We start from the raw sequence: 23,551 nt of genomic DNA, 5'->3' as shown, positions 1-23,551 counted from the left end.
AATTAGCGGTCCAGCGCGGCGAAGCGTTCGATGTCGCTGTTGGTTCCCGAGACGATGATGAGGTCGTGGTTCGTTACAACCGTATCGGCCTCGGCGTAGCGGAACGGCTTGCCCGGGCTCTTCACGCCGACGACAGTGACCTTGTACTTCGAGCGCACGCCCGACTCGTTCAAGCCGACTCCGCGGATGAACTTCGGCGGGTACATCTTGGCTAGCACGAAGTCATCATCGAAGCGGATGAAGTCCAGCATCCGCCCACTGACGAGGTGCGCGACGCGCTCGCCGGCTTCGCGCTCTGGGTAGATGACGTGGTTCGCGCCGACACGAGCGAGGATCTTGCCGTGTGACTGCGAAACGGCCTTCGCCCAGATCTGCGGCACCTTGAGATCGACGAGATTCGCAGTGATCAGAACGGATGCTTCGATGAGCGAGCCCACCGCAACCACAGCCACCTGGAAGTCTTGCGCCCCGATCTGACGCAGCGCGTCGATGTTGCGGGCATCGCCCTGCACGGTGTGCGTGACGCGGTCCGACCACTTCTGCACCAGCTCAAGGCTCTCGTCCATCGCGAGCACGTCGCGGTGGAGCCGGTCGAGCTCGCCGGCACAGGCGGCGCCGAAGCGACCGAGTCCGATCACGAGGACAGGGGCGTCGCCCCGGAGGACTTCAACCAACGATCGGCCTTTCCACGGGCAGCGAGTAGAGCTGCGAACGCGATGTCGCGGCGATCGCCGCGGCGAGAGTCACTGTACCAATGCGCCCCATGAAGATGGTGGCGGCCATGACGTACTTGGCAGAATCCGGCAGCGCTTCGGTGAGTCCGGTGCTGAGTCCGACCGTGCCGAAAGCAGAGATCACATCGAAAAGGACATCCTCGGTGGGGGCCTTTGTGATCTGGGTGATGATGATGGTGGCGAGGGCAACGATGGTCGCGCCCCACGCCACGACGCTGAGGGCGACGCGCTGGACGTCGCTGGGGATCCGGCGGCCGAAAGCCTCGACCGACTGGCGCCCGCGCGCCTCGGACCAGACCGCGATGGCGAGCACAGCCAGCGTCGTCACCTTGATACCGCCAGCGGTGGATGCTGAACCGCCACCGACGAACATGAGCATCGAGATCACCAGCTTCGACGAGCCGTTGAGGCTGTCGATATCGATCACGCTAAAGCCGCCCGACCGGGTCATCGCAGACAGGAAGAAGGCCTGGAACGTGGTGTCGCCAGCATCCATCGATCCGAAAGTTCGCGGATTGTTGAACTCCAAGGCGATGAATGCGACCGCCCCGGCAACGAACAAGATCGCTGTGGTGATCAGAGTGAGCTTGGAGTGCAGTGACCAGCGCTTCACGTGGAAATGGTGTTTCGCGAGCGTGTAGATCACCGGGAAGCCGATGCTGCCGAGAAACATGCTGATCATCAGCAGAGTCAGGACGAAATAGTCATCTGCGAACTCGCCGATGCCGCCAGCGTTCGGGGTGAAGCCCGTGTTCGTGAACGACATCGCCGAATAATAGGGGGCCTCCCAGAGAGCGGCGAGCGGCGGGATGCCGGCCATCACGAGTCCTGGGTACAGCAGCACCGCGACGATTCCCTCGATCAACAGCAGCGACATCGCCACTGTCTTCAGTAGCTGACCAACCTCGCCGAGTCGTACGGTCTGACCCTCGTTGACCACACCGCCGTGTGCGCGCAGCGGATTGCTGTCACCGGCGGCGAGTAGCTTGGCGCGCAGGCCGAGCTTCTTCGAGATAACGAGGCCGAGGACCGATGCCAGCGTCAGCACGCCCATGCCGCCGATGTTCACGCCCAAAAAGGTGAGGACATGCCCGAATGGGGACCAGTGCGCTGACATATCGACGGTGGCGAGCCCGGTGACGCAAATCGTCGACACTGCAGTGAAAAGTGCATCGCTGATCGGAGTGATGGTGCCGGATGCTGACGCGATCGGCAGCGAGAACAGTGCGGTGAACAGCAGAATCAGCGAGGCGAAGATGAGAATCGCGAAGCGCGACGGTGAGGAGGTGACAATGTGGCGAATAGTGCGCCAGACGTCGCGTGCTTTGCTGCCCGAGGAAAAGGACGATCCGATGCTCGACACGCGTCCCTCCCTGAGCTTCGTCTGCGAAGGCCCGCTGAGCAGATCTCAGAGAGCCTTCGTCATGGTACTCCGCACGTGAGACGACTAGCCTAATCACATGACCGACATCTTCGACGTGATTGCAGACGGCACGAGGCGCGATATCCTCCAGCTGCTTTTACGGCGTGCCACCGATGGCGATGCCGGCACCAGCGTCTCGCAGATCGTCAGTGAACTTGGCATCAGCCAACCCACCGTCTCGAAGCATCTGAAGGTGCTGCGCGACGCAGAGTTAGTCAGTGTTCGCGAAGACGGCCAGCGCCGCTTCTACAGCATTGAGGTCGAGGCACTCGAAGTCGTCGACGACTGGCTGGTTCCCTTCCTCGTAGATGCTTTCGGTGATAGTGCTCCTGACATCGATCTGTCGCTCATTCCGCTGAATGACGGCGCAGCGCACGCGGCTGAAGTTGTTGGCCGCGCCGCGGCATCGGCAAAGCACGTCGTCACCACGGCGCTTCGCCGCCTCGGCGCCTGAGCAGACGCGCCGACGCTCGCCGACGCAGCGGACGGGACGCCAGTCACACAGGCCACAATCGCCACATGGGTTTACACGCGTCGCATGTTCCCCATAGAGTGTGCATCAGCAGAAAGGGGTATGGGGATGCCCGAAGTTCCTGACGTTCGATTCTTGACGGTCGCCGAAGTCGCAGAGATCATGCGCGTTTCGAAGATGACCGTCTATCGACTCGTGCACTCCGGCGACCTGCCTGCGATTCGGTTTGGACGCAGTTATCGTGTGCCGGAGTCGGCGGTCGCGACGCACTCCAGCTCCCGATCTCCGACGTGGGCTGATCCAATTCAGTGCGGCTGCACCGGTGCACTTCGCACCGGTTGTGGTTTGCTAGACTGATCCGAGGCATTTTTCCGTGCCGCGCCCGGGCGTTTGTCATCCTGCGACGCCCAGCAACTGACTTAGTGAGGTTTCCGTGGGTTCAGTCATCAAGAAGCGCCGCAAGCGCATGGCGAAGAAGAAGCACCGCAAGCTGCTTCGTAAGACTCGCCACCAGCGTCGCAACAAGAAGTAAGCGGCCTGACACGAGCGCCCCTGACCTGCTCTTTGAGCTCGTCAAAGGGGCGCTTTGTGTCTCTGCGTTCAACGCGTTTCAGCGCCCAGTCCGGAGGTTGTCATGAAGTCGATCACCATCGCAGATCTCGCGGCCCGCGAGAGTACGCCACTCATTGATGTGCGCGAGCGTGACGAGTATGCCGCTGGCCACGTACCTGGCGCCGTGAATATCCCGATGTCAGAGATCGGCGATCGCCTCGAGGAACTCCCTTCCGAGGCGTTCGACGTCATCTGCCAGGCAGGTGGGCGTTCCGCACGCGTTGTTGAGGCACTCGAGCCACGTGGCTACGACGCCACGAATGTTGAGGGCGGCACCGGCGAGTGGATCGCCGCAGGCAACCCTGTTGAGGTCCCCTCGGCGTGACGACCGTCACTGTGATCGGCAAAGCCGGGTGTCACCTGTGCCCCACAGCACTGGAAATCGTCGAGACGGTCGTGGCAGAGCTTCCCGATGAAATCGGCGACAGAGTCGAGATCGTGCAGCAGTCGATCCATGACGATCCTGCGTTGCACGAGTTGTGGTGGGAAAAGATTCCCGTCGTGCTGATCGACGGTGAACTGCACGCGCACTGGCGGGTCTCGCCCGACCGCCTGCGCCAAAGACTGGAGACAGTATGACGATCCGACACGTAGTCACCTGGAAGCTCAAGAACGAGGATGCCGCCGAGCGCGGCGCAGAGGCCGCAGAAGTCGCGCGGCGTCTGAACGCTCTCGATGGCGTGGTTCCGCAACTGCGCTCAATCTCGGCCGGCGCGAACTCGCTCTATGCCGACGCGAACTGGGATGTCACGCTCGTAGCCGACTTCGACTCTGTTGAGGCGCTGGAGCAGTATGTGGTGCACCCGGCGCATGAAGAGGCCGCGGACTACATTCGTTCGGTCGTCGCCTCTCGCGTGGCTGTCGACTTCGAGGTCTGATCCCGCCCATACCGGGCGTTCTGCGTGACTCCAGTTAGCGGAGTGAAACGCAAATGTAACCTCTGGGGTGCCCTGAACATGCGATTTGTGTGTCCGACCATGTCAAGATGAACCTCATACCTGTCCGCGGGCACTGCTGCCCCGTCCCACTGGAGTGGTCATGTCACGTCGCAACATCATCTTCGGCATCGCGCTCGCCGCGACTGCCACCCTCGCTCTTGCCGGCTGCGCCGGCGGCAGTGACGCGGGCGGCGGCGACGCCAGCACCGCAGGCAACGACTACGGACTGGTTGAAGCGGGCACCCTCACGGTGTGTTCCGAAATCCCCTACGCTCCCTTCGAGTTTGAAGACTCGTCGACCGAAACCGGATACACCGGCTTCGACATTGACCTGGTCTCTGCGATCGCCGACAACCTCGGCCTGAAGCTTTCTGTGCAGGACGTGAGCTTCGAAGCTCTGACCTCTGGCACTGTCCTGGTCGCTGGCAACTGCGACATGGGCGCCTCCGCGATGACGATCACCGACGAGCGCAAGGCGAACCTCGACTTCTCCGACCCGTACTACGACTCGCTGCAGTCGTTGCTGGTTCGCTCGGATTCGGGAATCAAGTCGATCGACGACCTCGCGGGCAAGACCGTCGGTGTGCAGCAGGGCACCACAGGTGAGACGTACACAACCGACAACGCACCGGCCGACACTGAGATCATTCGCTACCCCGGTGACGGCGAGCTGTGGCCGGCGATTCAGGCCGGTCAGGTCGACGCCATCCTCCAGGACCAGCCGGTGAACATCGAGCACGAGAAGGCTGACAGCACCTACAAGATCGTCGAGGAGTACAAGACCGACGAGGCGTACGGCTTCGCGTTCGAGAAGGGTGCGAGCGACGCACTGGTCAAGGCAGTCAACGGTGCCCTGAAAGAACTCAAGGACAGCGGCGATTACCAGACTATTTACGACACCTACTTCGCGGCCAAGTGATCCGCGCTGACGAGCGCTGACGAACACAGATCACGATGGCGATGAAACGCAGGACCCGTCAGCGGCTCTATCGCCTGGCGATGTACGCGATCTTCGTCGCGGTCATCGCCTGGGCGGTGCTGTCTACCGACTGGGGTCGGTTTAGCAAGCAGTTCCTTGACCCCGCGGTTGCGGTGAAGCTCTTCCCCGAGATCATCACGGTCGCTCTGTTCAATACTCTGTGGTTCACGCTTGTGGGCTTTGTGGGCGGTGCGCTTCTCGGCATCCTGTTCGCGGTGATGAAGCTGTCCAGCATCCTGCCGTATCGGTGGTTCGCGACGGCGTGGATCGAGCTGTTCCGTGGCCTGCCTGCGCTGCTGACGATCTTCGCTGTCGCGTATATGCTGCCGATCGGTCTCGGGATCAAGATCCCAGGGGGACCGGCAGCATCCGGTCTTGTGGGTTTGATCCTGGTGTCCTCGGCGTACATGGCTGAGGTGATTCGTGCCGGCATCCAAGCCGTGCCGAAGGGGCAGATCGAAGCATCTCGTTCGCTCGGCATGTCACCGCTGAAGACGATGATTTGGGTGACGCTTCCGCAGGGCTTCCGCATCATCATCCCGCCGCTGACTAATGAATTCGTGCTGCTGCTGAAAGACACCTCGCTGGTGTTCATCGCCGGCACCACGCTGATGACACGAGAGCTCACCACGTTCGTTCGTGACCTCTCGAATCAGAATGCTAATGGAACGCCCCTCATCATGGCGGCGATATTGTACCTCATGGTGACGATTCCGCTCACACGACTGGCAGCGTGGCTTGAACGACGATTGGCGAGGCAGCGATGAGCACGGACTTGATCGACATTCATGCGCCCGCCATCGAAGTGCGCGCACTGGTCAAGAGCTTCGGTGACAACGAGGTGCTCAAGGGCATCGACCTCACCGTGCAGCCGGGCGAGGTCGTCTGTGTGATCGGACCTCCGGGTCAGGAAAGTCGACGCTGCTGCGCTCGGTGAATCTGCTCGAAGAGCCCAGCGGCGGTAGCATTCTCATCGAGGGCATCGACATTACCGATCCCGACATCGACATCGACCGTGTGCGCACCCGCATCGGAATGGTCTTTCAGAGCTTTAACCTGTTCCCGCACATGAGCGTGCTCGGAAACCTCACGGTCGCGCAGCGTCGGGTGCTCAAGCGCTCCAAGGCAGATGCCGACAAGGTCGCACAAAAGATGCTCGCCCGCGTTGGGCTGTCGGACAAAGCGGATGCGTATCCCGGGCACCTTTCCGGTGGTCAGCAGCAGCGCGTGGCGATCGCCAGGGCGCTGTGCATGAATCCCGACATGATGCTGTTCGACGAGCCGACCTCTGCGCTCGATCCCGAACTCGTCGGGGAGGTGCTGCAGGTGATGCGCACGCTTGCCGACGAAGGGATGACGATGCTCGTCGTCACGCACGAGATGGGCTTTGCCCGTGAAGTCAGCTCACGCCTGATCTTTATGGATGGCGGCGTCATCGTCGAAGAGGGCGACCCGCGCGAGGTGCTCGCGCACCCGCAGCATCCGCGCACCCAGGACTTCTTGGCACGCGTTCTCTAGCGCGAATCGGACCCTTCGACAGGCTCAGGGGCCGATCCGCTACAGGCTCAGGGACGATCTGCGGGAAGACCCGCTCAGCCCTTCGTCCGGACGGCCACCGGCACCGGCTCAATAGCCAGGTGCACTCGGTCTCCGAAGGCAGGATGGAACTGCGCGTCGTGCTGCACGCGCACGAGCTCACCGGCATCCGTCTTGACGAGGGTGCGACGGATGCTGCCGAGGAACGTACTCTCCTCGACCACGCCGCTGGTCGCGGCATCCGCCTCGCCCGTAAAGCGCAGGTTTTCGGGCCGTAGGTGCACTTCGACCTCACCGTTGGCGGGAGTGTTGGTGGGAAGGTCGTGCCCCCACACCGTCACACGTCCGCCCGAGGCGATCCCAGAGACCATGCTGGAGAGCCCGACGAATGCTGCGACGTGGGCGGTGGCAGGCCGCAGGTACAGCTCTTCGGGGGTGTCGATCTGGTCGATGCGTCCGGCATCCATTACGGCGATTCGGTCGGAGACGGCCAGCGCCTCTTCCTGGTCGTGCGTGACGAAAACCGTCGTGATGCCGAGGCGCAGCTGGATGCGACGGATCTCGTCACGCAACTGCACGCGAACCTTCGCATCAAGCGCAGAGAGCGGCTCATCGAGCAGCAGTACGCGAGGCTCAGTGACCAAGGCACGGGCGAGAGCAACTCGCTGCTGCTGGCCACCGGAGAGCTGGTGGGGGAAGCGGTCGGCGAAGCCCTCGAGCCCGACGAGCGCGAGGGCATCGAGCGCACGCTTCGCTGCCTGTACCTTGCCGACTCCTCGCCGGCGCAGGCCGAATGCGGTGTTGTCTGCGACGTTCAGGTGCGGGAACAGCGAGTACGACTGGAAGACCATGCCGATGTCGCGCTTGTTGGTCGGGACGCGTGAGACATCCTGTCCGCCCAGCAGAACGGCACCGCCGTCGGCGCTCTCGAGGCCTGCGAGCACGCGCAGCGCGGTGGTCTTTCCGCAGCCAGACGGCCCGAGCAGTGAGACGAACTCGCCCGGTGCGATGTCGAAGTCGACACCGTGCAGCACCTTGTTCGAGCCGTAGCTCTTCTCGATTCCCTGGAACTGCACGCGGGTGCCTTCGCCAGCTTCAGCGAGCAGCAGATTGTCTTTCGTGGCGGGGAGGACGTCGGGGTGGTCATGAGCGGGCCTTTCGGTTGCCGCGGGCGGCGCGGCCGATGATGAGCAGCAGCAAGAAACAGAACAGCAGCGCCAGCAGGGTGAAGATCGCCGGAGCGTAGGCGTCTTGTTTTTGCACGACAACCATTGCGGTCTGGAAGACCTGACGGTTCAGCAGAGAGGCGATCGTGAACTCGCCCAGTACGACGGCGATGGAGATGAGGGATGCTGCGAGCAGGCCCTGGCGGATGTTCGGTGCCAGCACCTTCAACACGACGGTCGGCCAGTTCGCCCCGAGCGAGCGAGCGGCCTCCGCGAGCGTGCGAAGGTCGGCCGCGTCGATGGATGCCTGGATCGAACGGAACGCGAACGGCAGCACGGTGACGCCGTAGGCGAATGCCAACGTCCACGTGCCGGTGCCGAGGGTGCGTCCGATCTGCAGGTAGATCGGAGCGAGCCCGACGACGAGCACGATCGCAGGGATCGAGATCGGCAGCAGCACCGCGAACTCGAAGAACGGCTTCAGTTTCGGAAAGCGCAGGTTGACGAGGATCATCGTCGGCGCCAGCAGCAGAAGCACGATCGCGACCGTGACAACGGCGAGCACGAGCGAGTTGCCCAGGCCTGTCCAGATCGGCTTGATCGCCGCGGATGCTGCGGGGTCGAACAGCGCAGCCCAGCGTTCGAACGACAGCCCGCCCTCGGTGCCGCGCAGCGTGTAGAGGAACGTCGAGACCAGAGGGATGGCGAAGAACGCACCTACAACGATGCCGATGATCCAACGGGTGAGCCGCGAGGGCGCGAGACCATTCATGACTGCCACCTTGCGGCTCGGCGCTGCACGAGCGAGTACAGGCTCATCACGATGCCGACCACGATGATCATGCCGAGCGCCAGCGCGCCGGCGAGGTTCTCTCGCCCCAGCACGGTCTCGCTGGTGAGCGCCGCGCGGATCTGCAGCGGCACGATCTGTGACCCCTGGCTGGCAAGCGCTGCGGCGGTGGCGTACGACGAGAACGCGTTCGCGAAGAGCAGCAGGAGACTCGCGAGGAACGATGGGGCAAGGACCGGGATGCCGATCCGCAGCCAGAAGCTGGCGCGCGTGCCACCGAGCGTGAGGTTCGCCTCTGTCCACTGCGGCTTCAAGGCTGCGAGGGCCGGCATGAACGTGATCACCATCAGCGGCACCTGGAAGTAGATGTACGGCAAGATCAGGCCGGGCAGCTCGTACAGCCACATGCCATTTTCGAAAATGTTCAGGCCGAGCGCGTCCTTCAAGAACAGCGTCATCACGCCCTGCGCGCCGATCGTAGCGATGAACGCGAAGGCGAGCATGACGCCGCCGAACTGTGCGAGTACCCCTGCCGCGGCATCCACGGTTGAGCGCACCGCGCCCTGAGGGTTCATGCCGAGCAGGGCATAACAGACGAGCGCACCGAGCACGGCGCCGACGATGGCGGTCAGCAACGACAGTCCGGCCGAGTTCGCGAACGTGTTCAGAACAACGGGATCGGCGAGGGCCGTGACGTTTGTCCAGGTGAACGAGCCGTCTTTCGCGAAGAAACCTGAGCCGATGGCGAGGACCGTCGGCAACGCGAGAAAGAGCAGGACGTACGCGGCGAAGGGCACGAGTCCCAGCCACGCCGTAGATATGCCGGACCGCCGGGCCGTCTTGGACGGCCCGGCGGTGGAGGGGGCGGATGCCGCGGCATCCGCCCCCAGGGTCATCGAGGTCACTGGACCGCCGCAGCCCACTTCTCGCCGAGCAGCGTGCCGGCGTCGGTGCTCTGCTTTTCGGTCGGGACGACGGTGTCGGCCGGAACCTCAGGAAGAGCCGCTGCGAGGTCGGCGTCGATCGTGCCGGCCGCGGTCATGGCCTCCATGCGAGCCGGACGTGCGCCGCCCTTCAGCCACAGATTCTGCACGTCGTCGCTGTAGAGGAATTCCTGCCACAGACGAGCAGCTGCCGGGTTCGGGGCATCCTTGTTGATCGCCTGGTTGTAGTAGCCGGCGTAACCGGTGCCGTCGAGGACGACGACCTTCCAGTTCTTGTTGTCAGCGCCGGCTGCGGCGTGAGGTAGTCCCAGTCGAAGACGACCGGGGTCTCGCCGCTGGTGATGGTCGCGGGCGTCACGTCGACCTTGAGGAAGTTGCCGGCCTTCTGCAGTTCGCTGAAGAAGTCGATGCCGGGCTGGAAGTCATCCAGCGTTCCCTCGGACTGGATCGTGGCCAGCCCGACGGCGGCGAATGCTGCACCAGCCTGGGTGGGGTCACCATTGATTGCGACCGCACCCTTGTAGTCGGCGCTGAGCAGGTCCTTGAGAGCGGTGGGCTCATCGAACTTCGACGAGTCGTAGCCGATCGACATGTATCCGCCGTAGTCGCCCACGAACAGGCCGGTCGATTCTTTCAGCGCGTCGGGGATGTCATCCCAGTTCTCCACCTGGTACGGGGCGAAGCTGTCGGTGCTTGAGAGGGCGACGGCGAGACCGAGGTCAAAGACGTCGGGTGCCGTGTCGAGGCCCGCGTTGGTCTTCGCGGCCTGGATCTCTTCAGCGCTGGAGACGTCGGGGGACTGCTCGTTGATCGTGATCTCTGGGTAACGCTCGGCGAACAGGTCAAGGACCTCACCGTAGTTGGCCCAGTCGCGGGGGAGGGCAATGACGTTCAGCTGGCCCTCGGCCTTGGCCGCCGTCTCAAGGTCTGCCAATGTGCCGAAGTCGCTGAGCGAGGTCGCGGTTGCAGCGTCTGCTGCAGTGCTGTCGCCGGTGTTGGAAGCGTCTGTGGTGCCGCTGCAGGCAGACAGAGCGAGGGCTGCAGTCGTGACCAGCGCGATGCCGGCGCGATGCGCGCGCGGCGGGTAATGCGTGCCATGGGTATGTCCTCTCGGGGTCCGGCCGGGTGCCGGGGTGCGAGAGCACGCTATGCCCCGACGGTTACCGATTAAAGCGACTCGGGTTAACGAGAGGTGACCGACGGATGGTGTGCGTGTCCCCACGGTGGCACCCTAGCGCCGAACGGGCGCGGACTTCTACTTCTGCCGAGGTTTCGACCGTCAATCGGTGACCTTGGCATCTGGCAGTCTTATCGGATGGAGATCGGCCAGCTACTCGGGCTCGAACAGCTGACCTGGGGCATGCTCGTGTTCGTCGTGCTCGCAGCGTTTTGCGCTGGCTGGATCGACGCGGTGGTCGGCGGCGGAGGTCTGCTGCAGTTGCCGGTGCTACTGCTCATTCCGGGCATCGCTCCCGTGCAGGCGCTCGCGACCAACAAGCTCGCCTCGGTGTTCGGTACAGCAACGAGCAGTGCTACCTACTATCGGCGGGCGAAGCCCGACATCCGTACGGCGCTTCCGATGGCAGTTATCGCACTGATCGGCTCATTCGGCGGCGCGGGAGTGGCCACAGTGCTGCCGTCATCCGCGTTCAAGCCCATCATCGTGCTGGCGCTGCTCGCGGTGGTGACCTTCACCGCGTTCAAGCCGGAATTGGGCGCCGCGACGAGGCTGCGCTTCAGCGGACACAAGCACCACATCATGGCTGGCGCCGCGGGACTGGTGATCGGCTTCTACGACGGGATGATCGGGCCTGGCACGGGAACGTTCCTCGTGATCACGCTTGTCGCGCTGCTCGGCTACGACTTTCTGCAGTCAAGCGCGAAGGCGAAGATCGTCAACCTCGCCACGAACATCGGTGCTCTGCTGCTGTTCATTCCGCACGGATCGGTGCTGTGGCTGCTCGGCGGAATTCTCGCCGTCGCCAACGTCGCGGGCAGCTACCTCGGCTCGCGGATGGCGATCTCGCGTGGCACGAAGTTCATCCGCGTCGTATTTCTCGTCGTCGTCATCGCGCTCATCGCAAAGCTCGGCGTCGACGTGTGGAACGAAAACATCGTCCCCGGGCTTGCGCTGCTCGCGCGCTGAGCCCGGGGACGCTGTCTAGGCTTCGTCGTCCTCCGGGGAGTAGTCGACGCCGGCCTCGGCGCGCTGCTCAGGCGTGATCGGTGCGGGTGCTGAGGTCAGCGGGTCAAAGCCGTTGCCGGTCTTCGGGAACGCGATGACCTCGCGGATCGAGTCCGCCTTCGTGAGGTGCTGCAGCACGCGGTCCATGCCCAGCGCGATTCCGCCGTGCGGCGGGGCGCCGAACTTGAACGCCTCCAGCAGGAAGCCGAACTGCTCGTTGGCGACCTCTTCCGAGATGCCCATCACTTCGAAGACGCGCTTCTGCACATCCTCGCGGTGGATGCGGATCGATCCGCCGCCGAGCTCAGAGCCGTTGCAGACGATGTCGTACGCGTAGGCGAGTGCCGAGGCCGGGTCGGTGTCGAAGGTGTCCTCGAACTCTGGCTTCGGTCCCGTGAAAGCGTGGTGAACGGCGGTCCACTTTCCGGCGCCGACGGCGACATCACCGGATGCCACGGCATCCGCCGCAGGCTCGAACATCGGGGCATCCATCACCCAGGTGAACGCGAAGATGTCGGGGTCGAGAAGGCCGAGGCGGCGTCCGATCTCGACGCGGGCCGCACCCAGCAGTGCGCGGCTGTCCTTCGTGGAACCGGCAGCGAAGAAGACGCAGTCGCCGGCCTGGGCACCGACGAGGTCGGCAAGGCCGGCCTGCTCAGCGTCGGACAGGTTCTTGGCAACGGGGCCACCGAGCGAGCCGTCCTCGTTGAACAGGACGTAGGCGAGGCCACGCGCGCCGCGCTGCTTGGCCCAGTCCTGCCAGGCGTCGAGCTGCTTGCGGGGCTGGCTCGCACCACCGGGCATCAACACGGCGCGACGTACTCGGACTGGAACACCCGGAACGGGGTCTCGGCGAAGTACTCCGTTGCCTCGACGAGTTCGAGGCCGAAGCGCAGGTCGGGCTTGTCAGAGCCGTACTTCGCCATCGCGTCGGCGTAGGTGATGCGCGGCAGTGGAGTCTGCACCTTGACGTCGATGGTCGCCCACATCGCAGTGATGACGTCTTCCATCATTTCGATGACGTCTTCTTGGTCGACGAAGCTCATCTCGATGTCGAGCTGCGTGAACTCCGGCTGGCGGTCGGCGCGGAAGTCTTCATCACGGTAGCAACGAGCGATCTGGTAGTACTTCTCGATACCGCCGACCATGAGCAGCTGCTTGAACAGCTGCGGGCTCTGCGGCAGGGCGTACCAGCTGCCAGGGTGCAGGCGCGCGGGCACGACGAAGTCGCGAGCGCCCTCAGGGGTCGAGCGAGTCAGGGTCGGAGTCTCGACCTCGACGAACTCGCGCGTCGAGAGCACATCGCGCACCGCCTTGTAGACCTGCGAGCGCAGTCGAAGAGCGGATGCGGCGGCCGGGCGCCGCAGGTCAAGGTAGCGGTGCTTGAACCTGACGTCTTCGCCGATCGGGTCGGTGTCGCCGAGGCCGGTGGAAACCTGGAACGGAAGAGGGGCGGACTCGTTGAGCACCTCGACCTCGGTCGCGATGACCTCGACCTCGCCGGTGGGCAGGTTCGGGTTCTCGTTGCCAGCGGGGCGCGCGGAGACCGTGCCGGTGACCTTGAGGACGAACTCGCTGCGCAGCGGGTGTGCAGTCTCTTCATCGCGGATGACCACCTGGGCGATACCGGAGGCATCGCGGAGATCGATGAACGCGACTCCTCCGTGATCACGACGACGATCGACCCAACCCGAGAGGGTGACGGTCTGACCGATGTGTTCGGCGCGCAGGGAGCCGATCGTGTGAGTGCGAAGCACGGAAGATTCCTCCAGTTCAGTAAAGGGAACTCCGCCATTCTACGTGGGCGCGGGTGGCAGGCTTGCGGCTCGAAACGAGGCATCGATAGACTCTCGATCATCGGCTTCGGTTCGGCACAGTACCGTCGGGTCTAGTCAGGCCCACCTGTTCGGCGGGCATGGGTCCCTACACTGGAACCATGCCCGCCGAACGTCTTCACCTTGTCCGCCATGGCGAAGTGCATAACCCGGAGCGCGTGCTGTACGGGCGGCTTCCGCACTACCGGTTGAGCGAGGACGGACGACGGATGGCGCGTGCCGCCGCCGAGCACATCGCAGAGCAGGGCCGACCGGTGACCTCGCTGCGTAGCTCTCCGTTGCAGCGTGCGCAGGAGTCGGCCGAGCCGTTCACCGAGATCTTCGGGCTCGACGCTGTCATCGATGATCGGGTGATCGAGCCGACGAACGTGTTCGAAGGCACGCGAATGAGTAAGTCGCTGCGCGATCCGCGCAACTGGTGGTATCTGCGCAAGCCGTCGCTTCCCAGCTGGGGTGAGCCATACGTGTCGATTGCGGATCGAATGGAAGCGGCGATGAACAGCGCCTGGCACGAGACCGACGGTGGCGACATCGTCATCGTCTCGCACCAGGCACCGATCTGGATCACGCACCTGCACGTCGCTGGGCTCCCGCTGCGCCACGATCCGCGCACCCGCCGCTGCGCCCTCTCGAGCGTCACCTCGTTCGAGCGCGTCGGCGATGTGTGGCGCGAGGTCGCCTACGCCGAGCCCGCCGCGACCGGCAATGCCGTCGACGTTGGGGCCGTGTGAATATCCGCTAGATCCTATATCGCGGGAATGATATATTCGATCTATGCGATGGTCGGTTGAATTCTCCGATGAGGTGCGGGACTGGTATTTCGCTCTATCACCCGAGGGCAAAGCCGCCACCCAGCGCATTGTCGCCCGTCTCGAAGATCGTGGGCACATGCTGTCAATGCCGCATTCGCGTCAGCTCGGAGACGGGTTGCGCGAGTTGCGCTTCACCTGTGAAGGTGTCGCCCGCCGCATTACGTACGTCCTTGATCCCGACCGTTCAGCAGTCACTCTGACGACCTTTCGCAAACAACGCAACAACGAACGACACGAAGTGCTGCGCGCACGCCGCGCCAAGACCGCGCACCAGAGCCGAATCGATGAGAAGAAGGGAACGAATCTATGACTACGCCGTTTCGCGAGTTGGAGACCAATGCGCTCGCCGCTATGCCCGCTGAGGAGCGCGCACGCTTCGATGCTGCGGTGGAGGAAGAGGAAGCCCGACTGCGTCTGGCGGAGCTGGTCTACACCGCACGCACTGGAGCGGGCCTCACGCAGACGGCACTCGCCGCTCGCGTCGGCACCAGGCAGTCTGTTATCTCAGCCATTGAGAACGGTGCTCAGGTGCCGACGATTCCGATGCTCCGACGAATCGCTCGTGCCGTGGATCAGGATCTGAACATCGAGTTCGCGGCCGCGAGTTGACGCGGTCCGCGTGAGGCTCCTGCTCAAGGATTAAAGCTCGTTCAGACGCTGAGCTCTTGCACGATTCCGGAGGCTGCCAGCTGGCCGGCGGCAGCCGACTGAATCACGGATGCCATCGGCCCCGGCATTGACGCGCGGTGAGCGAGATCTCCCGCGGCGAAGACGCCGGCAACCGAGGTGCGGCCGAAGTCGTCGATCTCGATGGAGCCACTGGCCAGCATCCGCGTTCCGAGCTGTTCGGCGAACGGTGCGCGTTGCCGGAAGCTTCCGGCCGCGACGAAGAGCCCGGCGACCTCGGTGTCGACTCCAGCCGCGGTGACAATCACCCCGCCACGCGTCGCTGAGCGGACGGCGGTTGCTGCGCCGGCAGCCACGCGTGCTCCGGCGGCCTCAAGCAGTGCGGTGTCGTCATCGGCTGCATCGAGTGAAAACACCGTGATGCCGCCAACGACGGGACCTAGCAGCGCGAGAAGATGCCCAGCGCGCGGACCCGCCCCGATGATGCCGATCTGAGAGCCAGCGAACTCGTGTCCGTCGCAGAACGGGCAGGCGAAAGCGTGCTGCCCCCAGAGCTCATCGAGACCAGGAACATCAGGGAGTTCGTCGGCGACGCCCGTCGCGAGGATGATCCGTCGCGCGCTCTCGCGGTGTCCATCGGATAGCGCCACGGTGAAGTCATCCGCAGCGCCGGTGATGCTCGCAGCGGTTGCGCGGCGGAACTCCACATCGACGTACGCGGCCAGCTGCGCGCGGGCGCGAGAGCGGTATTCGTCCGGTGCGGTGCCGTCGTCGCCGATCACGTTGTGCATATGCGACACAGTGCCGTTGCGGTACGCGCCAGAGTCGAGAACGAGCATCGAGCGATGCATCCTGCCGAGAGTGAGAGCGGCCTGCAGGCCTGCGGGGCCGGCGCCGATCACGATTGCGTCATACATGAATAAGCCTCCTAGATCTTGCGTTCTCGATCAGTCTGTGACTTCATGTCAACATGAAGTCAAGTTCTGTACATCCCTGGTCCGTCGGCGAGGTCGCTGAGCGGTTCGATCTGCCCACAAATGTGCTCCGGCACTGGGAATCGGTCGGGCTCCTCCGGCCAGAGCGCGACGACGCGGGGCGGCGGAGGTACGGCGAGCCGGAGATCGTGCGGATCGCCGTCATCCAGCGCAGCAAGGCGGCCGGGATGACGCTCGAGCAGATCGCTATCCTCCTCGATGACGGCAGGCGCGGGCGGCATGAAGTGCTCTACGCGCACATCGCCGACCTTGACCGAAGGATGGAGGAGATGCGTCTTTCCAAAGAGATGACTGAGCACGCAGTGCGGTGCACTGCGCACGACATCACTACCTGCCCGAGGTTCCGCGCTGGGGTCGACGACGTGCTCGCGCGGTTCTGACACCGGGCACTTCGACAGGCTCAGTGACCGCTGTCATCCAGAACACCCATAGATTCCCGCGCGTAGACTGAAGATGTGCCACTCGCCTCGACGATTCGACCGATTCGTAGCGGCCGCCTCTCCCGTATCCGACGGTCTCGTCGTGTGCTCGGAGCCGCGCTCGCCGCGGTGGTTGCCGTCTCCTTGACAGCGTGCGCGCAGGACCCTGTCGCAGAGCAGTACCTCGAAGGCAACGACAAGGGCTACATCTCGGCGGACTTCACTGTCGTCGAGATCGCGCCGGCCGATCGTGGTGAACCGGTCGAGTTCCAGGGCATCACCGAATCCGGTGACGAGTTCACCAGCTCCCAGATCGCCGGCGACGTCACCGTCGTCAACTTCTGGTACGCGGCATGCGGCCCGTGCCGTGTCGAGGCGAAAGACCTCGAGTCGGTCTGGCAGAAGTACGAAGGTAAAGATGTCTCGTTCGTCGGCGTCAACACCTATGACCAGGCCGACACCGCCCGCGCCTTCGCCGACGAATACGGCATCACCTACCCGAGCCTCATCGACGTAGACAAGGGAGAGGCGAAGCTCGCATTCGCCAGCGTCACCCCGATTCAGGCGACGCCGACCACCCTCGTGCTCGACAAGCAGGGGCGCGTTGCCGCCCGTATCATCGGCCAGCTCGACGGCCCCAGCATCCTCTCCACGCTCGTGGGGGACGCCCTCGCGGAGAGCGAGTGAACTCCCAGGAGCTGATCGGCTCCGGCGCACTCTGGCTCGCGATCCCGGTCGCGATGCTCGCAGGACTCGTTTCATTCCTGTCGCCCTGCGTGTTGCCCCTCGTGCCCGGGTATCTCGGGTTCATCGGGGGAGCCGTAGCGCCACGCGGGGGCGGCGCCGATGCTGCGGTCAACCCCCGCCGCGGCCGCCTCGTGCTCGGCGTCTTGCTGTTCATCCTCGGCTTCAGCATCGTGTTCGTCGCCTGGACGATCTTCGGCGGCGCGACCGGAATGTTCTTCCTGCAGTGGGGTGAGCTGATCACTCGCGTCCTTGGCGGCGTCATCATCCTCATGGGCCTGATCTTTCTCGGACTCTTCGGATTCGCGCAGCGCGAGTTCCGTTTCCAGGTCGACTCGAAAGCGGGCTTCATCGGGGCTCCGCTGCTCGGCATCGCGCTCGGCATCGGCTGGGCGCCGTGCATGGGCCCGACGCTCGCGGCGATCGTGGCCTTGTCGATCAACGTCGGCGATCCGGTGCGCGCGGGCTTCCTTGGCCTCGCGTACAGCCTCGGACTCGGCATCCCGTTCCTGCTCGTTGCTCTTGGCTTCGGATGGGCGACGAAGGCAGTCGGATTCCTGCGTCGTCACATCCGCGTCGTGAACATTGTCGGCGGCATCCTGCTCGTCGTACTCGGCATCCTGATGGTCACTGGCCTGTGGACCGACATCATGTCTCGCCTCGGGGCGGTGATGGGCAGTGTCATCCTCCCGCTCTGATTCTGATTCCGGCTCGAAAATGAAGAACAGGGATGCCGTGAACAACGACGCCTCCGATCCGCTGCGCCCGCCCGACCATGTCGACGGCGACGGCGGGTCGATCAATCAGCCCCGGCTCGGGCTTATCGGCTGGCTGAGGTGGGGGTGGCGTCAGCTCACCTCGATGCGCACCGCGATCATCCTGCTGCTGATCCTCGCGATCGCGGCGATCCCAGGCTCGATCTTCCCGCAGCGGATGGCCGACCCGAACGGTGTCACGCAGTGGCAGCAGAACAACCCTGATCTGTTCCCCGTGCTCGACGCGATGAACATGTTCGACGTGTACCTGTCGCCGTGGTTCTCCGCGATCTACCTGCTGCTGTTCATTTCGCTCGTCGGCTGCGTCATCCCGCGCATCAAGCACCACCTCAAGGCCCTTCGCGCTCGCCCGCCGCGGACGCCCGCCCGCTTGCAGCGCCTCGACGATCACCGCGAAGTCACGCGTGAAACCGCGGATGCTGACGCCGAAGCATCCCGCTCGGTCGAGATCGCACAGAAGCAGCTCAAGGCCCTCGGTTATCGCGTCGAGCGCTACGACACCGCTTCCAAATCCGGCCGCACCTTCTCGGTGTCGGCTGAGCGCGGCTACTGGCGTGAGACGGGAAACCTGATCTTCCACCTCGCGCTCGTTGGCGTACTCATCACTGTCGGCGTGGGTGGCAGCTTTGCTTACACGGGGCAGCGCGTCGTCGTCGAAGGGCAGACTTTCGTCAACACGCTGCTCGATTACGAGTCGATGAACCGCGGACGCTTCGTCGGCGACGATGCCCTCAACCCCTACGCGCTGACCCTCGACTCGTTCGATGTCACGTACCAGGAGTATGGCTCTGCGGCATCCGGTCAGGCGGGCAACTTCTCGGCCAACATGTCGGTGCGTGAGAACGGTGAAACCCGCAAGGATGCAGTGCGGGTGAACCATCCGCTGAACATCGCTGGTGACAAGGTCTACCTGCTCGGAAACGGCTACGCCCCCACAGTCACGGTGCGAAACGCCGACGGCGACGTCGTGTACAGCAACTCGGTGCCGTTCCTGCCGCAGGACAACAACATGACCTCGCTCGGCGTCATAAAGGTCACCGACGGGATGCCGGAACAGCTCGGCATGGCCGCATTCTTCTACCCCAGTGCAGGCAAACTCGATACTGGGGCCTTCACCTCCGTGCACGGAGACCTGCTGTCGCCGCTGCTCACGCTCGATGTCTACGAGGGTGACCTCGGCATCAACGAGGGCACCCCCCGATCGGTCTATGTGCTCGACACCCAAGAGCTCACGAAGCTCACCGGCCGCACTACCGATGTCGATTCGATTGAACTGCAGCCAGGTGAGACCGCTGACCTGCCGAACGGGCTCGGGACGGTCACGTTTGAAGACGAGTCGCCCGCCTCCGCGACCAACTACTCGCAGTCGGTGAAGCGATTCGTATCTCTGCAGATTCACCACGATGACTCCGCGGTCTGGGTGCTGGTGTTCGCATTGCTCGCGCTCGGCGGACTCATGCTTGCGCTCTTCGTGCCGCGTCGCCGCATGTGGGTCAAGGCGACGGCTCACGGTGATGCCGTGCGGCTCGAGTACGCCGGACTCGCCCGCGGCGAAGACCCGACGATCGCCACAGCGCTCGATGACCTCGTCGCCGGTCACGCCCGATTGCTGGACGATCCCCGTCGCGGCGTAGCGTTTCAGAATCCTCTGTACCTGAGAAACCTGTACCTGAGAAACCCCGAAAGTAGACTGGGACAATGCCCGACTTCGATTCCCTCTCAATCCTGTTCCTCTGGACAGCGATTGCGATCTACGCCGCTGCCTTCATCGCGTACGCGTTTGACCTGGCACGCCGATCAGAGGTCACCGCCGATGCCCGGCTCGCTCGCGAGTTGGAGCTCGTTGGTGCGGCGACCGGTTCGGGATTAGCGGGATCGTCGGGATCACCGTCGAGCGGCGCTGGGGCAGGGGGCGCGGCATCCGCTACACCTGCGAAGCCGCGCTACCTGATGGCGCGGATCGGCACAACGCTCACCGGGCTCGGATTCTTGTTCCACCTGGCTGCGACCGTGTTGCGCGGAATCGCCGCCGAGCGTGTGCCATGGGCGAACCTCTACGAGTTCGCGATGACCGGCACACTGCTGATCATGTTCGTCTACTTGCTGGTGAACACGCGCATGGATCTTCGCTTCCTCGGCACGTTCATCACCGGTCTCGTCATTTTGTTGATGGGCACGGCTGCGCTGAGTTTCTATGTCGGCGTTGTGCCGCTGATGGATCCGCTGAAGAGTGTTTGGCTTGTCATCCACGTCTTCGTCGCGTCGCTGGGCACGGCTTTCTTCGCTCTCGCGGGGTCGCTGTCCGTGTTGCAGTTGATGCAGAGTCGCCGTGAGCGCCGCCTCGCCGAGCAGGCAGAGAAGCCGGGGCCGCGGTTCTTGGGCACGCTGCCCGGATCAGACAAGCTCGAAGGCATGGCGTTCCGCTTCGCGATTGTCGGCTTCATCTTCTGGACGTTCACGCTCATCGCTGGATCCGTCTGGGCACAAGATGCCTGGGGCCGCTACTGGGGCTTCGATGTCAAGGAGACCTGGACGTTCATCGTCTGGGTCCTCTACGCCGGGTACATCCACGCGCGTGCGACGCGCGGCTGGCGCGGCAACCCCTCCGCATGGCTGGCAATCGTCGGCTTCACCGCGGTGATCTTCAACTTCACGATCGTGAACGTGTTCTTCAAGGGTCTGCACGCGTACTCCGGCCTGAGCTAGGTCGAGCTGAGCACATCCAAGTCGGAGATCGCCCACCCCCGCCGACTTTCATGGATATGCTCAAGCCCGAGCCGTGATTCTCGCGGCATTGTCTGCGTGACCAATGCAAGGAGCACGGTAAAGCTATGTCTTTCTGGAGCACAATCTGGGATGTTATCTGGTGGTTTCTGACCATCTTCGTATTTGTCGCCTACCTCATGGCGCTGTTCTCGATCATCACCGATCTGTTCCGTGACCGGAAGCTCAACGGTGTCGCCAAGGCGGTGTGGTTCATCTTCCTGATCTTCCTGCCGTTCGTCACCGCGCTGGTGTACCTCATTACCCGTGGACGCGGCATGGCAGAGCGCGCTCATGCGCAGGCCGCTGCCGCACAGACGGCAACCAACGACTACATCCGCTCCGTCTCTGGGGGCACGGCAACACCGGTAGCTGAGATCGCTCACGCGAAGCAGTTGCTGGATGCCGGCACAATCACGGCTGCAGAATTCGACAAGCTGAAGCAGTCAGCCCTCGACAAGGCCTAACCGGCTAGGGGTTCGCGAATGCGTGGCGCGCGGGCGCGAACCCCAATTCCGATAGGAACTCCATGGCTGATGCCTCTGCTCCGCTCAGCACGCCTGCTGTGACGTCCCGCCGCGCGTCCCGCCGCGCGTCCCGCGTGGGAAAGATTGCCCTCTCGACTGAAGGCATCTACGGCTCATCATCGTTGCCGGGATGATTCTTGTCAGCCGCAATGCGGCGGCAAGCTCTGGCGAAGCACTCCTCTCGGTCGTCGTGACACTGCTGGTGTTCTATGCCGCGCATGCCTACGCATCGGCCATGTCGTGGTTGGCAAGCGGTCAGGGTGAACGTCGCACGCTGGGTGAGGCGCTCCGGCGAGGGGCGAGCGATTCAGTAGGGATGGTTGTGGTCGGAGCGGTTCCGATCGTGATCCTGGCTCTCGGCGTCATCGGCATCGTCCGTGAAGCCAATGCCGTATGGCTGGCACTGGGCACCGACATGCTGCTGCTGGGTTTACTGGGCTGGTTCGTCGCCGTGACGCGTACCGGCAACATCTGGATGCGCTTAGGCAGCGCCCTCATTACTGCCGCATTCGGGGGCATTCTGATCGCACTCAAGGCGCTCGTTCACCACTGAAGCGCGAGGCGGATGCTACGCCGTGGCGAGGACCGCCTTGGCCGAGGTCGTCCGGCGCAGCGTGACCGCGATCGTGGTGGCGACGAGCGCCAGCACCGCCCAGACGACAAGCGCAGCGACCGCACTGCCGTTGGCGGCAATGAGCCCCGTGAAAGCCGGAGCGGTGGGTAGCAGTCCGCCGAGATCGGCGAGCCAGCCCGGCACCGTCGAGATCAGCCCCGTCGCCACAGCGATTACGCCGATGAGTGCGCTCACCCAGCGCCCGATCCCGCCGAACAGGGCGACGAGCGCCTGGTTGACTGCCGCGAATGCGAGGCCGACGAGCACCGCTGTACCAGCAAACGCCCACCAGGCACCGGCGTCGTACTGCGCGACGAACTGCACGATGAGGGCCACCAACAGGCCCTGTCCTGCACCAATAAGCGCGGCAGGAGCAAATGCCCGCAGCGTCAATCCCGCCGACGAGCGGCGTGAAGTGAGAGTGCGCTCGGTGTGCGCGCGCATCACGATGAACGACGCCAGAGCGCCGAACCACAGCACGACCGCGGCGAGCAGTGGGATCGCTGTCGGCCCGAAAATCGTGTTCATCGACGAGTTCGTCGACACCGGGTCTGCAATAACGGAGGCAAGCGACGACGACTCCTGATCGTCGAACGACGGTAGCGAATCAGCGGCGGTGCGGAGGCCGCCAGCAAGGTCACCGGTTCCGGTGGCGAGGCTGTCAACGCCGGTTGCCAACTTGGATGCCCCGTCGGCGAGAGCGGTTGCGCCGCTGCTCAAAGACGTTGCCCCGCTGCTGAGCGAGTACGCGCCAGCGGCAGACTGGTCGACGCCGGATGCAAGCTGGCTGAGGCCGCCGGCAAGTGATGTGGCGCCTGCGCCAGCTTCGGACATGCTCGAAGCGAGCGTGCTGAAGGTGTCGGGTAGCGCAGCGACACCATCCGCGACCTGCGGCGCGTTCAGCGTGCCATAAGCGGTTCCCGCCGAGGTGGCGGCAGCAGACGCAGTGGCCGCGGCCGCGGCCAGGTCATCGCACATGCTTTGTCCGGACACCGCCGGGACACAAGTAGCGGCCATGGTGGCGAGAGTCGTTGCCAGTTCGCTGGTCTGCGTGGCTGCCTGACCTGCTGAGGCCGCGCTGGCCTGGATGGCGCCGACGAGCTGGGTCATGCCTGCGACGTTCTTCTGCAGTTCTGCAGCCCCAGTCGTGAGCCCTGCCCCAATCGCCCCCGCACCGTTTCCGGCGTCCCGGGTGCCAGTCGCAATCGTGCCGAGCCCACCGGCAAGATCCGATGCCCCTGTGCCGAGCTGCGCTGCGCCATCGGCCAGCTTTGTTGCGCCATCGGGCAGCGCGGCAGCACCATCCGCGGCGCTCCGTGCGCCGTTTGCCAGCTCGAGCGCGCCGGACGCGGCCTCGCCAATCTGGTCGCCGATCGTTGTGAAGCCGACCAGCACGTTCTCCATGGTTGCTTCAGAGAGCATCGTGCCCATCGTGGATGCCGCAGCCGTCGCGATCTGCCCGGTGATGAGGTCATCGGCGACGAGCCCATCGTCTGGTGTGGCGACACTGATTGTGGCCTGTTCGGCCTTCCCTCCGCCATCGGAGATCGCTTGACCAGCCGAGGTCGCGGCGGCCGAGAAATTGCCGGAACGGTGATGACGGCCTGGTAGCTACCATCGGCGAGGCCCTTCGCAGCGTCCTCTTCGTTAGAAATCACCCA

General features: G+C 64.0%; 25 protein-coding genes and 4 pseudogenes. 20 read left to right on the top strand and 9 right to left on the bottom strand.

What is annotated here, in order from left to right:
* Window positions 1-2: 2 nt before the first annotated feature.
* Both DC31_RS12915 and DC31_RS12910 read right to left on the bottom strand, forming a co-directional pair.
* Window positions 3-674 carry a potassium channel family protein gene (locus DC31_RS12915; RefSeq protein ID WP_036280720.1) on the bottom strand — a complete coding sequence of 224 codons (672 nt, stop codon included), beginning with the start codon at window positions 672-674 and terminating at the stop codon, window positions 3-5.
* Window positions 667-2,037, bottom strand: coding sequence for a TrkH family potassium uptake protein (locus DC31_RS12910; RefSeq protein WP_235201541.1), 1,371 nt, complete (start codon window positions 2,035-2,037; stop codon window positions 667-669). Before DC31_RS12910 ends, DC31_RS12915 begins: the two co-directional genes overlap by 8 nt.
* Window positions 2,038-2,194: 157 nt before the next feature.
* Here DC31_RS12910 and DC31_RS12905 point away from each other — a divergent pair, with 157 nt between their 5' ends.
* The 9 genes and pseudogenes from DC31_RS12905 (at window position 2,195) to DC31_RS12870 (ending at window position 6,676) form a co-directional block, all read left to right on the top strand.
* Window positions 2,195-2,611, top strand: a complete 417-nt coding sequence (locus tag DC31_RS12905) for an ArsR/SmtB family transcription factor (RefSeq protein ID WP_036280718.1) — start codon at window positions 2,195-2,197, stop codon at window positions 2,609-2,611.
* Between the two features lie 126 nt (window positions 2,612-2,737).
* Window positions 2,738-2,986 carry a helix-turn-helix domain-containing protein gene (locus tag DC31_RS12900; RefSeq protein ID WP_327036870.1) on the top strand — a complete coding sequence of 83 codons (249 nt, stop codon included), beginning with the start codon at window positions 2,738-2,740 and terminating at the stop codon, window positions 2,984-2,986.
* A gap of 76 nt (window positions 2,987-3,062) precedes the next feature.
* A complete protein-coding gene (locus DC31_RS17750) occupies window positions 3,063-3,161 on the top strand; it encodes a 30S ribosomal protein bS22 (RefSeq protein ID WP_003792170.1) in 99 nt (32 codons plus the stop codon).
* A 102-nt stretch (window positions 3,162-3,263) separates the two neighbouring features.
* Window positions 3,264-3,566 carry a rhodanese-like domain-containing protein gene (locus DC31_RS12895; protein WP_036280716.1) on the top strand — a complete coding sequence of 101 codons (303 nt, stop codon included), beginning with the start codon at window positions 3,264-3,266 and terminating at the stop codon, window positions 3,564-3,566.
* A complete protein-coding gene (locus DC31_RS12890) occupies window positions 3,563-3,820 on the top strand; it encodes a glutaredoxin family protein (RefSeq protein WP_036280714.1) in 258 nt (85 codons plus the stop codon). Before DC31_RS12895 ends, DC31_RS12890 begins: the two co-directional genes overlap by 4 nt.
* Complete coding sequence (locus tag DC31_RS12885; protein WP_036280712.1) at window positions 3,817-4,119, top strand: Dabb family protein; 303 nt, start codon at window positions 3,817-3,819, stop codon at window positions 4,117-4,119. Before DC31_RS12890 ends, DC31_RS12885 begins: the two co-directional genes overlap by 4 nt.
* Window positions 4,120-4,279: 160 nt before the next feature.
* Complete coding sequence (locus tag DC31_RS12880; RefSeq protein ID WP_036280710.1) at window positions 4,280-5,098, top strand: transporter substrate-binding domain-containing protein; 819 nt, start codon at window positions 4,280-4,282, stop codon at window positions 5,096-5,098.
* Between the two features lie 41 nt (window positions 5,099-5,139).
* Window positions 5,140-5,925 carry an amino acid ABC transporter permease gene (locus DC31_RS12875; RefSeq protein WP_235201503.1) on the top strand — a complete coding sequence of 262 codons (786 nt, stop codon included), beginning with the start codon at window positions 5,140-5,142 and terminating at the stop codon, window positions 5,923-5,925.
* Window positions 5,922-6,676 (top strand): annotated as a pseudogene (locus DC31_RS12870) (amino acid ABC transporter ATP-binding protein). The gene DC31_RS12875 and the pseudogene DC31_RS12870 overlap by 4 nt, the downstream one beginning before the upstream one ends.
* 74 nt (window positions 6,677-6,750) lie before the next feature.
* Here the strand turns inward: DC31_RS12870 and DC31_RS12865 are convergent.
* From DC31_RS12865 to DC31_RS12850, 4 genes and pseudogenes are all read right to left on the bottom strand, one after another.
* Window positions 6,751-7,770, bottom strand: coding sequence for an ABC transporter ATP-binding protein (locus DC31_RS12865; protein ID WP_235201502.1), 1,020 nt, complete (start codon window positions 7,768-7,770; stop codon window positions 6,751-6,753).
* A 67-nt stretch (window positions 7,771-7,837) separates the two neighbouring features.
* Complete coding sequence (locus DC31_RS12860; protein ID WP_036281191.1) at window positions 7,838-8,632, bottom strand: ABC transporter permease; 795 nt, start codon at window positions 8,630-8,632, stop codon at window positions 7,838-7,840.
* Complete coding sequence (locus tag DC31_RS12855) at window positions 8,629-9,546, bottom strand: ABC transporter permease (protein WP_200872939.1); 918 nt, start codon at window positions 9,544-9,546, stop codon at window positions 8,629-8,631. Before DC31_RS12855 ends, DC31_RS12860 begins: the two co-directional genes overlap by 4 nt.
* 5 nt (window positions 9,547-9,551) lie before the next feature.
* Window positions 9,552-10,654: pseudogene (locus DC31_RS12850) on the bottom strand (ABC transporter substrate-binding protein).
* Window positions 10,655-10,909: 255 nt separating this feature from the next.
* On the opposite strand from DC31_RS12850, the gene DC31_RS12845 reads away from it, so the two are divergent.
* Complete coding sequence (locus tag DC31_RS12845; protein WP_051606930.1) at window positions 10,910-11,740, top strand: sulfite exporter TauE/SafE family protein; 831 nt, start codon at window positions 10,910-10,912, stop codon at window positions 11,738-11,740.
* 15 nt (window positions 11,741-11,755) lie between these two features.
* On the opposite strand, the pseudogene aspS reads toward DC31_RS12845, so the two are convergent.
* Window positions 11,756-13,536 (bottom strand): annotated as a pseudogene (gene aspS / locus DC31_RS12840) (aspartate--tRNA ligase).
* A gap of 179 nt (window positions 13,537-13,715) precedes the next feature.
* Here aspS and DC31_RS12835 point away from each other — a divergent pair.
* From DC31_RS12835 to DC31_RS12825, 3 genes are read left to right on the top strand one after another with little or no spacing between them, the layout of a single operon-like run.
* On the top strand, window positions 13,716-14,345 hold the full coding sequence (locus DC31_RS12835; protein ID WP_036280704.1) for a histidine phosphatase family protein: 630 nt from the start codon (window positions 13,716-13,718) through the stop codon (window positions 14,343-14,345).
* Between the two features lie 43 nt (window positions 14,346-14,388).
* Window positions 14,389-14,736 carry a type II toxin-antitoxin system RelE/ParE family toxin gene (locus tag DC31_RS12830; RefSeq protein ID WP_036280702.1) on the top strand — a complete coding sequence of 116 codons (348 nt, stop codon included), beginning with the start codon at window positions 14,389-14,391 and terminating at the stop codon, window positions 14,734-14,736.
* Window positions 14,733-15,035 carry a helix-turn-helix domain-containing protein gene (locus tag DC31_RS12825; RefSeq protein ID WP_036280701.1) on the top strand — a complete coding sequence of 101 codons (303 nt, stop codon included), beginning with the start codon at window positions 14,733-14,735 and terminating at the stop codon, window positions 15,033-15,035. Before DC31_RS12830 ends, DC31_RS12825 begins: the two co-directional genes overlap by 4 nt.
* 41 nt (window positions 15,036-15,076) lie before the next feature.
* Here the strand turns inward: DC31_RS12825 and DC31_RS12820 are convergent, their stop codons facing one another.
* Window positions 15,077-15,970, bottom strand: a complete 894-nt coding sequence (locus DC31_RS12820; protein ID WP_036280699.1) for an NAD(P)/FAD-dependent oxidoreductase — start codon at window positions 15,968-15,970, stop codon at window positions 15,077-15,079.
* A gap of 53 nt (window positions 15,971-16,023) precedes the next feature.
* On the opposite strand from DC31_RS12820, the gene DC31_RS12815 reads away from it, so the two are divergent.
* From DC31_RS12815 to DC31_RS12785, 7 genes and pseudogenes are all read left to right on the top strand, one after another.
* Complete coding sequence (locus DC31_RS12815) at window positions 16,024-16,428, top strand: MerR family transcriptional regulator (RefSeq protein WP_036280698.1); 405 nt, start codon at window positions 16,024-16,026, stop codon at window positions 16,426-16,428.
* Window positions 16,429-16,503: 75 nt separating this feature from the next.
* Window positions 16,504-17,154: a TlpA family protein disulfide reductase gene (locus DC31_RS12810; protein ID WP_081813850.1), complete on the top strand. Its 651-nt coding sequence runs from the start codon at window positions 16,504-16,506 to the stop codon at window positions 17,152-17,154.
* Window positions 17,151-17,909, top strand: coding sequence for a cytochrome c biogenesis CcdA family protein (locus DC31_RS12805; RefSeq protein WP_036280697.1), 759 nt, complete (start codon window positions 17,151-17,153; stop codon window positions 17,907-17,909). Before DC31_RS12810 ends, DC31_RS12805 begins: the two co-directional genes overlap by 4 nt.
* 19 nt (window positions 17,910-17,928) lie before the next feature.
* Window positions 17,929-19,602: pseudogene (gene resB, locus DC31_RS12800) on the top strand (cytochrome c biogenesis protein ResB); the annotation flags it as partial.
* 83 nt (window positions 19,603-19,685) lie between these two features.
* Window positions 19,686-20,693: a c-type cytochrome biogenesis protein CcsB gene (ccsB, locus tag DC31_RS12795; RefSeq protein WP_036280696.1), complete on the top strand. Its 1,008-nt coding sequence runs from the start codon at window positions 19,686-19,688 to the stop codon at window positions 20,691-20,693.
* A 125-nt stretch (window positions 20,694-20,818) separates the two neighbouring features.
* Complete coding sequence (locus tag DC31_RS12790) at window positions 20,819-21,217, top strand: SHOCT domain-containing protein (protein ID WP_036280694.1); 399 nt, start codon at window positions 20,819-20,821, stop codon at window positions 21,215-21,217.
* 190 nt (window positions 21,218-21,407) lie between these two features.
* On the top strand, window positions 21,408-21,830 hold the full coding sequence (locus DC31_RS12785; protein ID WP_051606928.1) for a hypothetical protein: 423 nt from the start codon (window positions 21,408-21,410) through the stop codon (window positions 21,828-21,830).
* Window positions 21,831-21,845: 15 nt separating this feature from the next.
* Here DC31_RS12785 and DC31_RS12780 read toward each other — a convergent pair whose 3' ends face one another.
* Window positions 21,846-23,312: a hypothetical protein gene (locus DC31_RS12780; protein WP_235201501.1), complete on the bottom strand. Its 1,467-nt coding sequence runs from the start codon at window positions 23,310-23,312 to the stop codon at window positions 21,846-21,848.
* Window positions 23,313-23,551: the final 239 nt, after the last annotated feature.

The sequence above is a fragment of the Microbacterium sp. CH12i genome, assembly GCF_000685355.1.
GTDB lineage: Bacteria > Actinomycetota > Actinomycetes > Actinomycetales > Microbacteriaceae > Microbacterium.
This window is presented reverse-complemented; position numbering and strand designations above follow the sequence as displayed.

Excerpts from the sequence above, each read along its gene's own strand:
- DC31_RS12905 (WP_036280718.1), top strand. The coding sequence starts at position 2,195 with ATGACCGACATCTTCGACGTGATTGCAGACGGCACGAGGCGCGATATC.
- DC31_RS12900 (WP_327036870.1), top strand. The coding sequence starts at position 2,738 with ATGCCCGAAGTTCCTGACGTTCGATTCTTGACGGTCGCCGAAGTCGCA.
- DC31_RS12895 (WP_036280716.1), top strand. The coding sequence starts at position 3,264 with ATGAAGTCGATCACCATCGCAGATCTCGCGGCCCGCGAGAGTACGCCA.
- DC31_RS12885 (WP_036280712.1), top strand. The coding sequence starts at position 3,817 with ATGACGATCCGACACGTAGTCACCTGGAAGCTCAAGAACGAGGATGCC.
- DC31_RS12880 (WP_036280710.1), top strand. The coding sequence starts at position 4,280 with ATGTCACGTCGCAACATCATCTTCGGCATCGCGCTCGCCGCGACTGCC.
- DC31_RS12875 (WP_235201503.1), top strand. The coding sequence starts at position 5,140 with ATGAAACGCAGGACCCGTCAGCGGCTCTATCGCCTGGCGATGTACGCG.
- DC31_RS12860 (WP_036281191.1), bottom strand. The coding sequence starts at position 8,632 with ATGAATGGTCTCGCGCCCTCGCGGCTCACCCGTTGGATCATCGGCATC.
- DC31_RS12855 (WP_200872939.1), bottom strand. The coding sequence starts at position 9,546 with ATGACCCTGGGGGCGGATGCCGCGGCATCCGCCCCCTCCACCGCCGGG.
- DC31_RS12845 (WP_051606930.1), top strand. The coding sequence starts at position 10,910 with ATGGAGATCGGCCAGCTACTCGGGCTCGAACAGCTGACCTGGGGCATG.
- DC31_RS12835 (WP_036280704.1), top strand. The coding sequence starts at position 13,716 with ATGCCCGCCGAACGTCTTCACCTTGTCCGCCATGGCGAAGTGCATAAC.
- DC31_RS12830 (WP_036280702.1), top strand. The coding sequence starts at position 14,389 with ATGCGATGGTCGGTTGAATTCTCCGATGAGGTGCGGGACTGGTATTTC.
- DC31_RS12825 (WP_036280701.1), top strand. The coding sequence starts at position 14,733 with ATGACTACGCCGTTTCGCGAGTTGGAGACCAATGCGCTCGCCGCTATG.
- DC31_RS12820 (WP_036280699.1), bottom strand. The coding sequence starts at position 15,970 with ATGTATGACGCAATCGTGATCGGCGCCGGCCCCGCAGGCCTGCAGGCC.
- DC31_RS12815 (WP_036280698.1), top strand. The coding sequence starts at position 16,024 with ATGAAGTCAAGTTCTGTACATCCCTGGTCCGTCGGCGAGGTCGCTGAG.
- ccsB (WP_036280696.1), top strand. The coding sequence starts at position 19,686 with ATGCCCGACTTCGATTCCCTCTCAATCCTGTTCCTCTGGACAGCGATT.
- DC31_RS12790 (WP_036280694.1), top strand. The coding sequence starts at position 20,819 with ATGTCTTTCTGGAGCACAATCTGGGATGTTATCTGGTGGTTTCTGACC.
- DC31_RS12785 (WP_051606928.1), top strand. The coding sequence starts at position 21,408 with ATGATTCTTGTCAGCCGCAATGCGGCGGCAAGCTCTGGCGAAGCACTC.
- DC31_RS12780 (WP_235201501.1), bottom strand. The coding sequence starts at position 23,312 with ATGCTCTCTGAAGCAACCATGGAGAACGTGCTGGTCGGCTTCACAACG.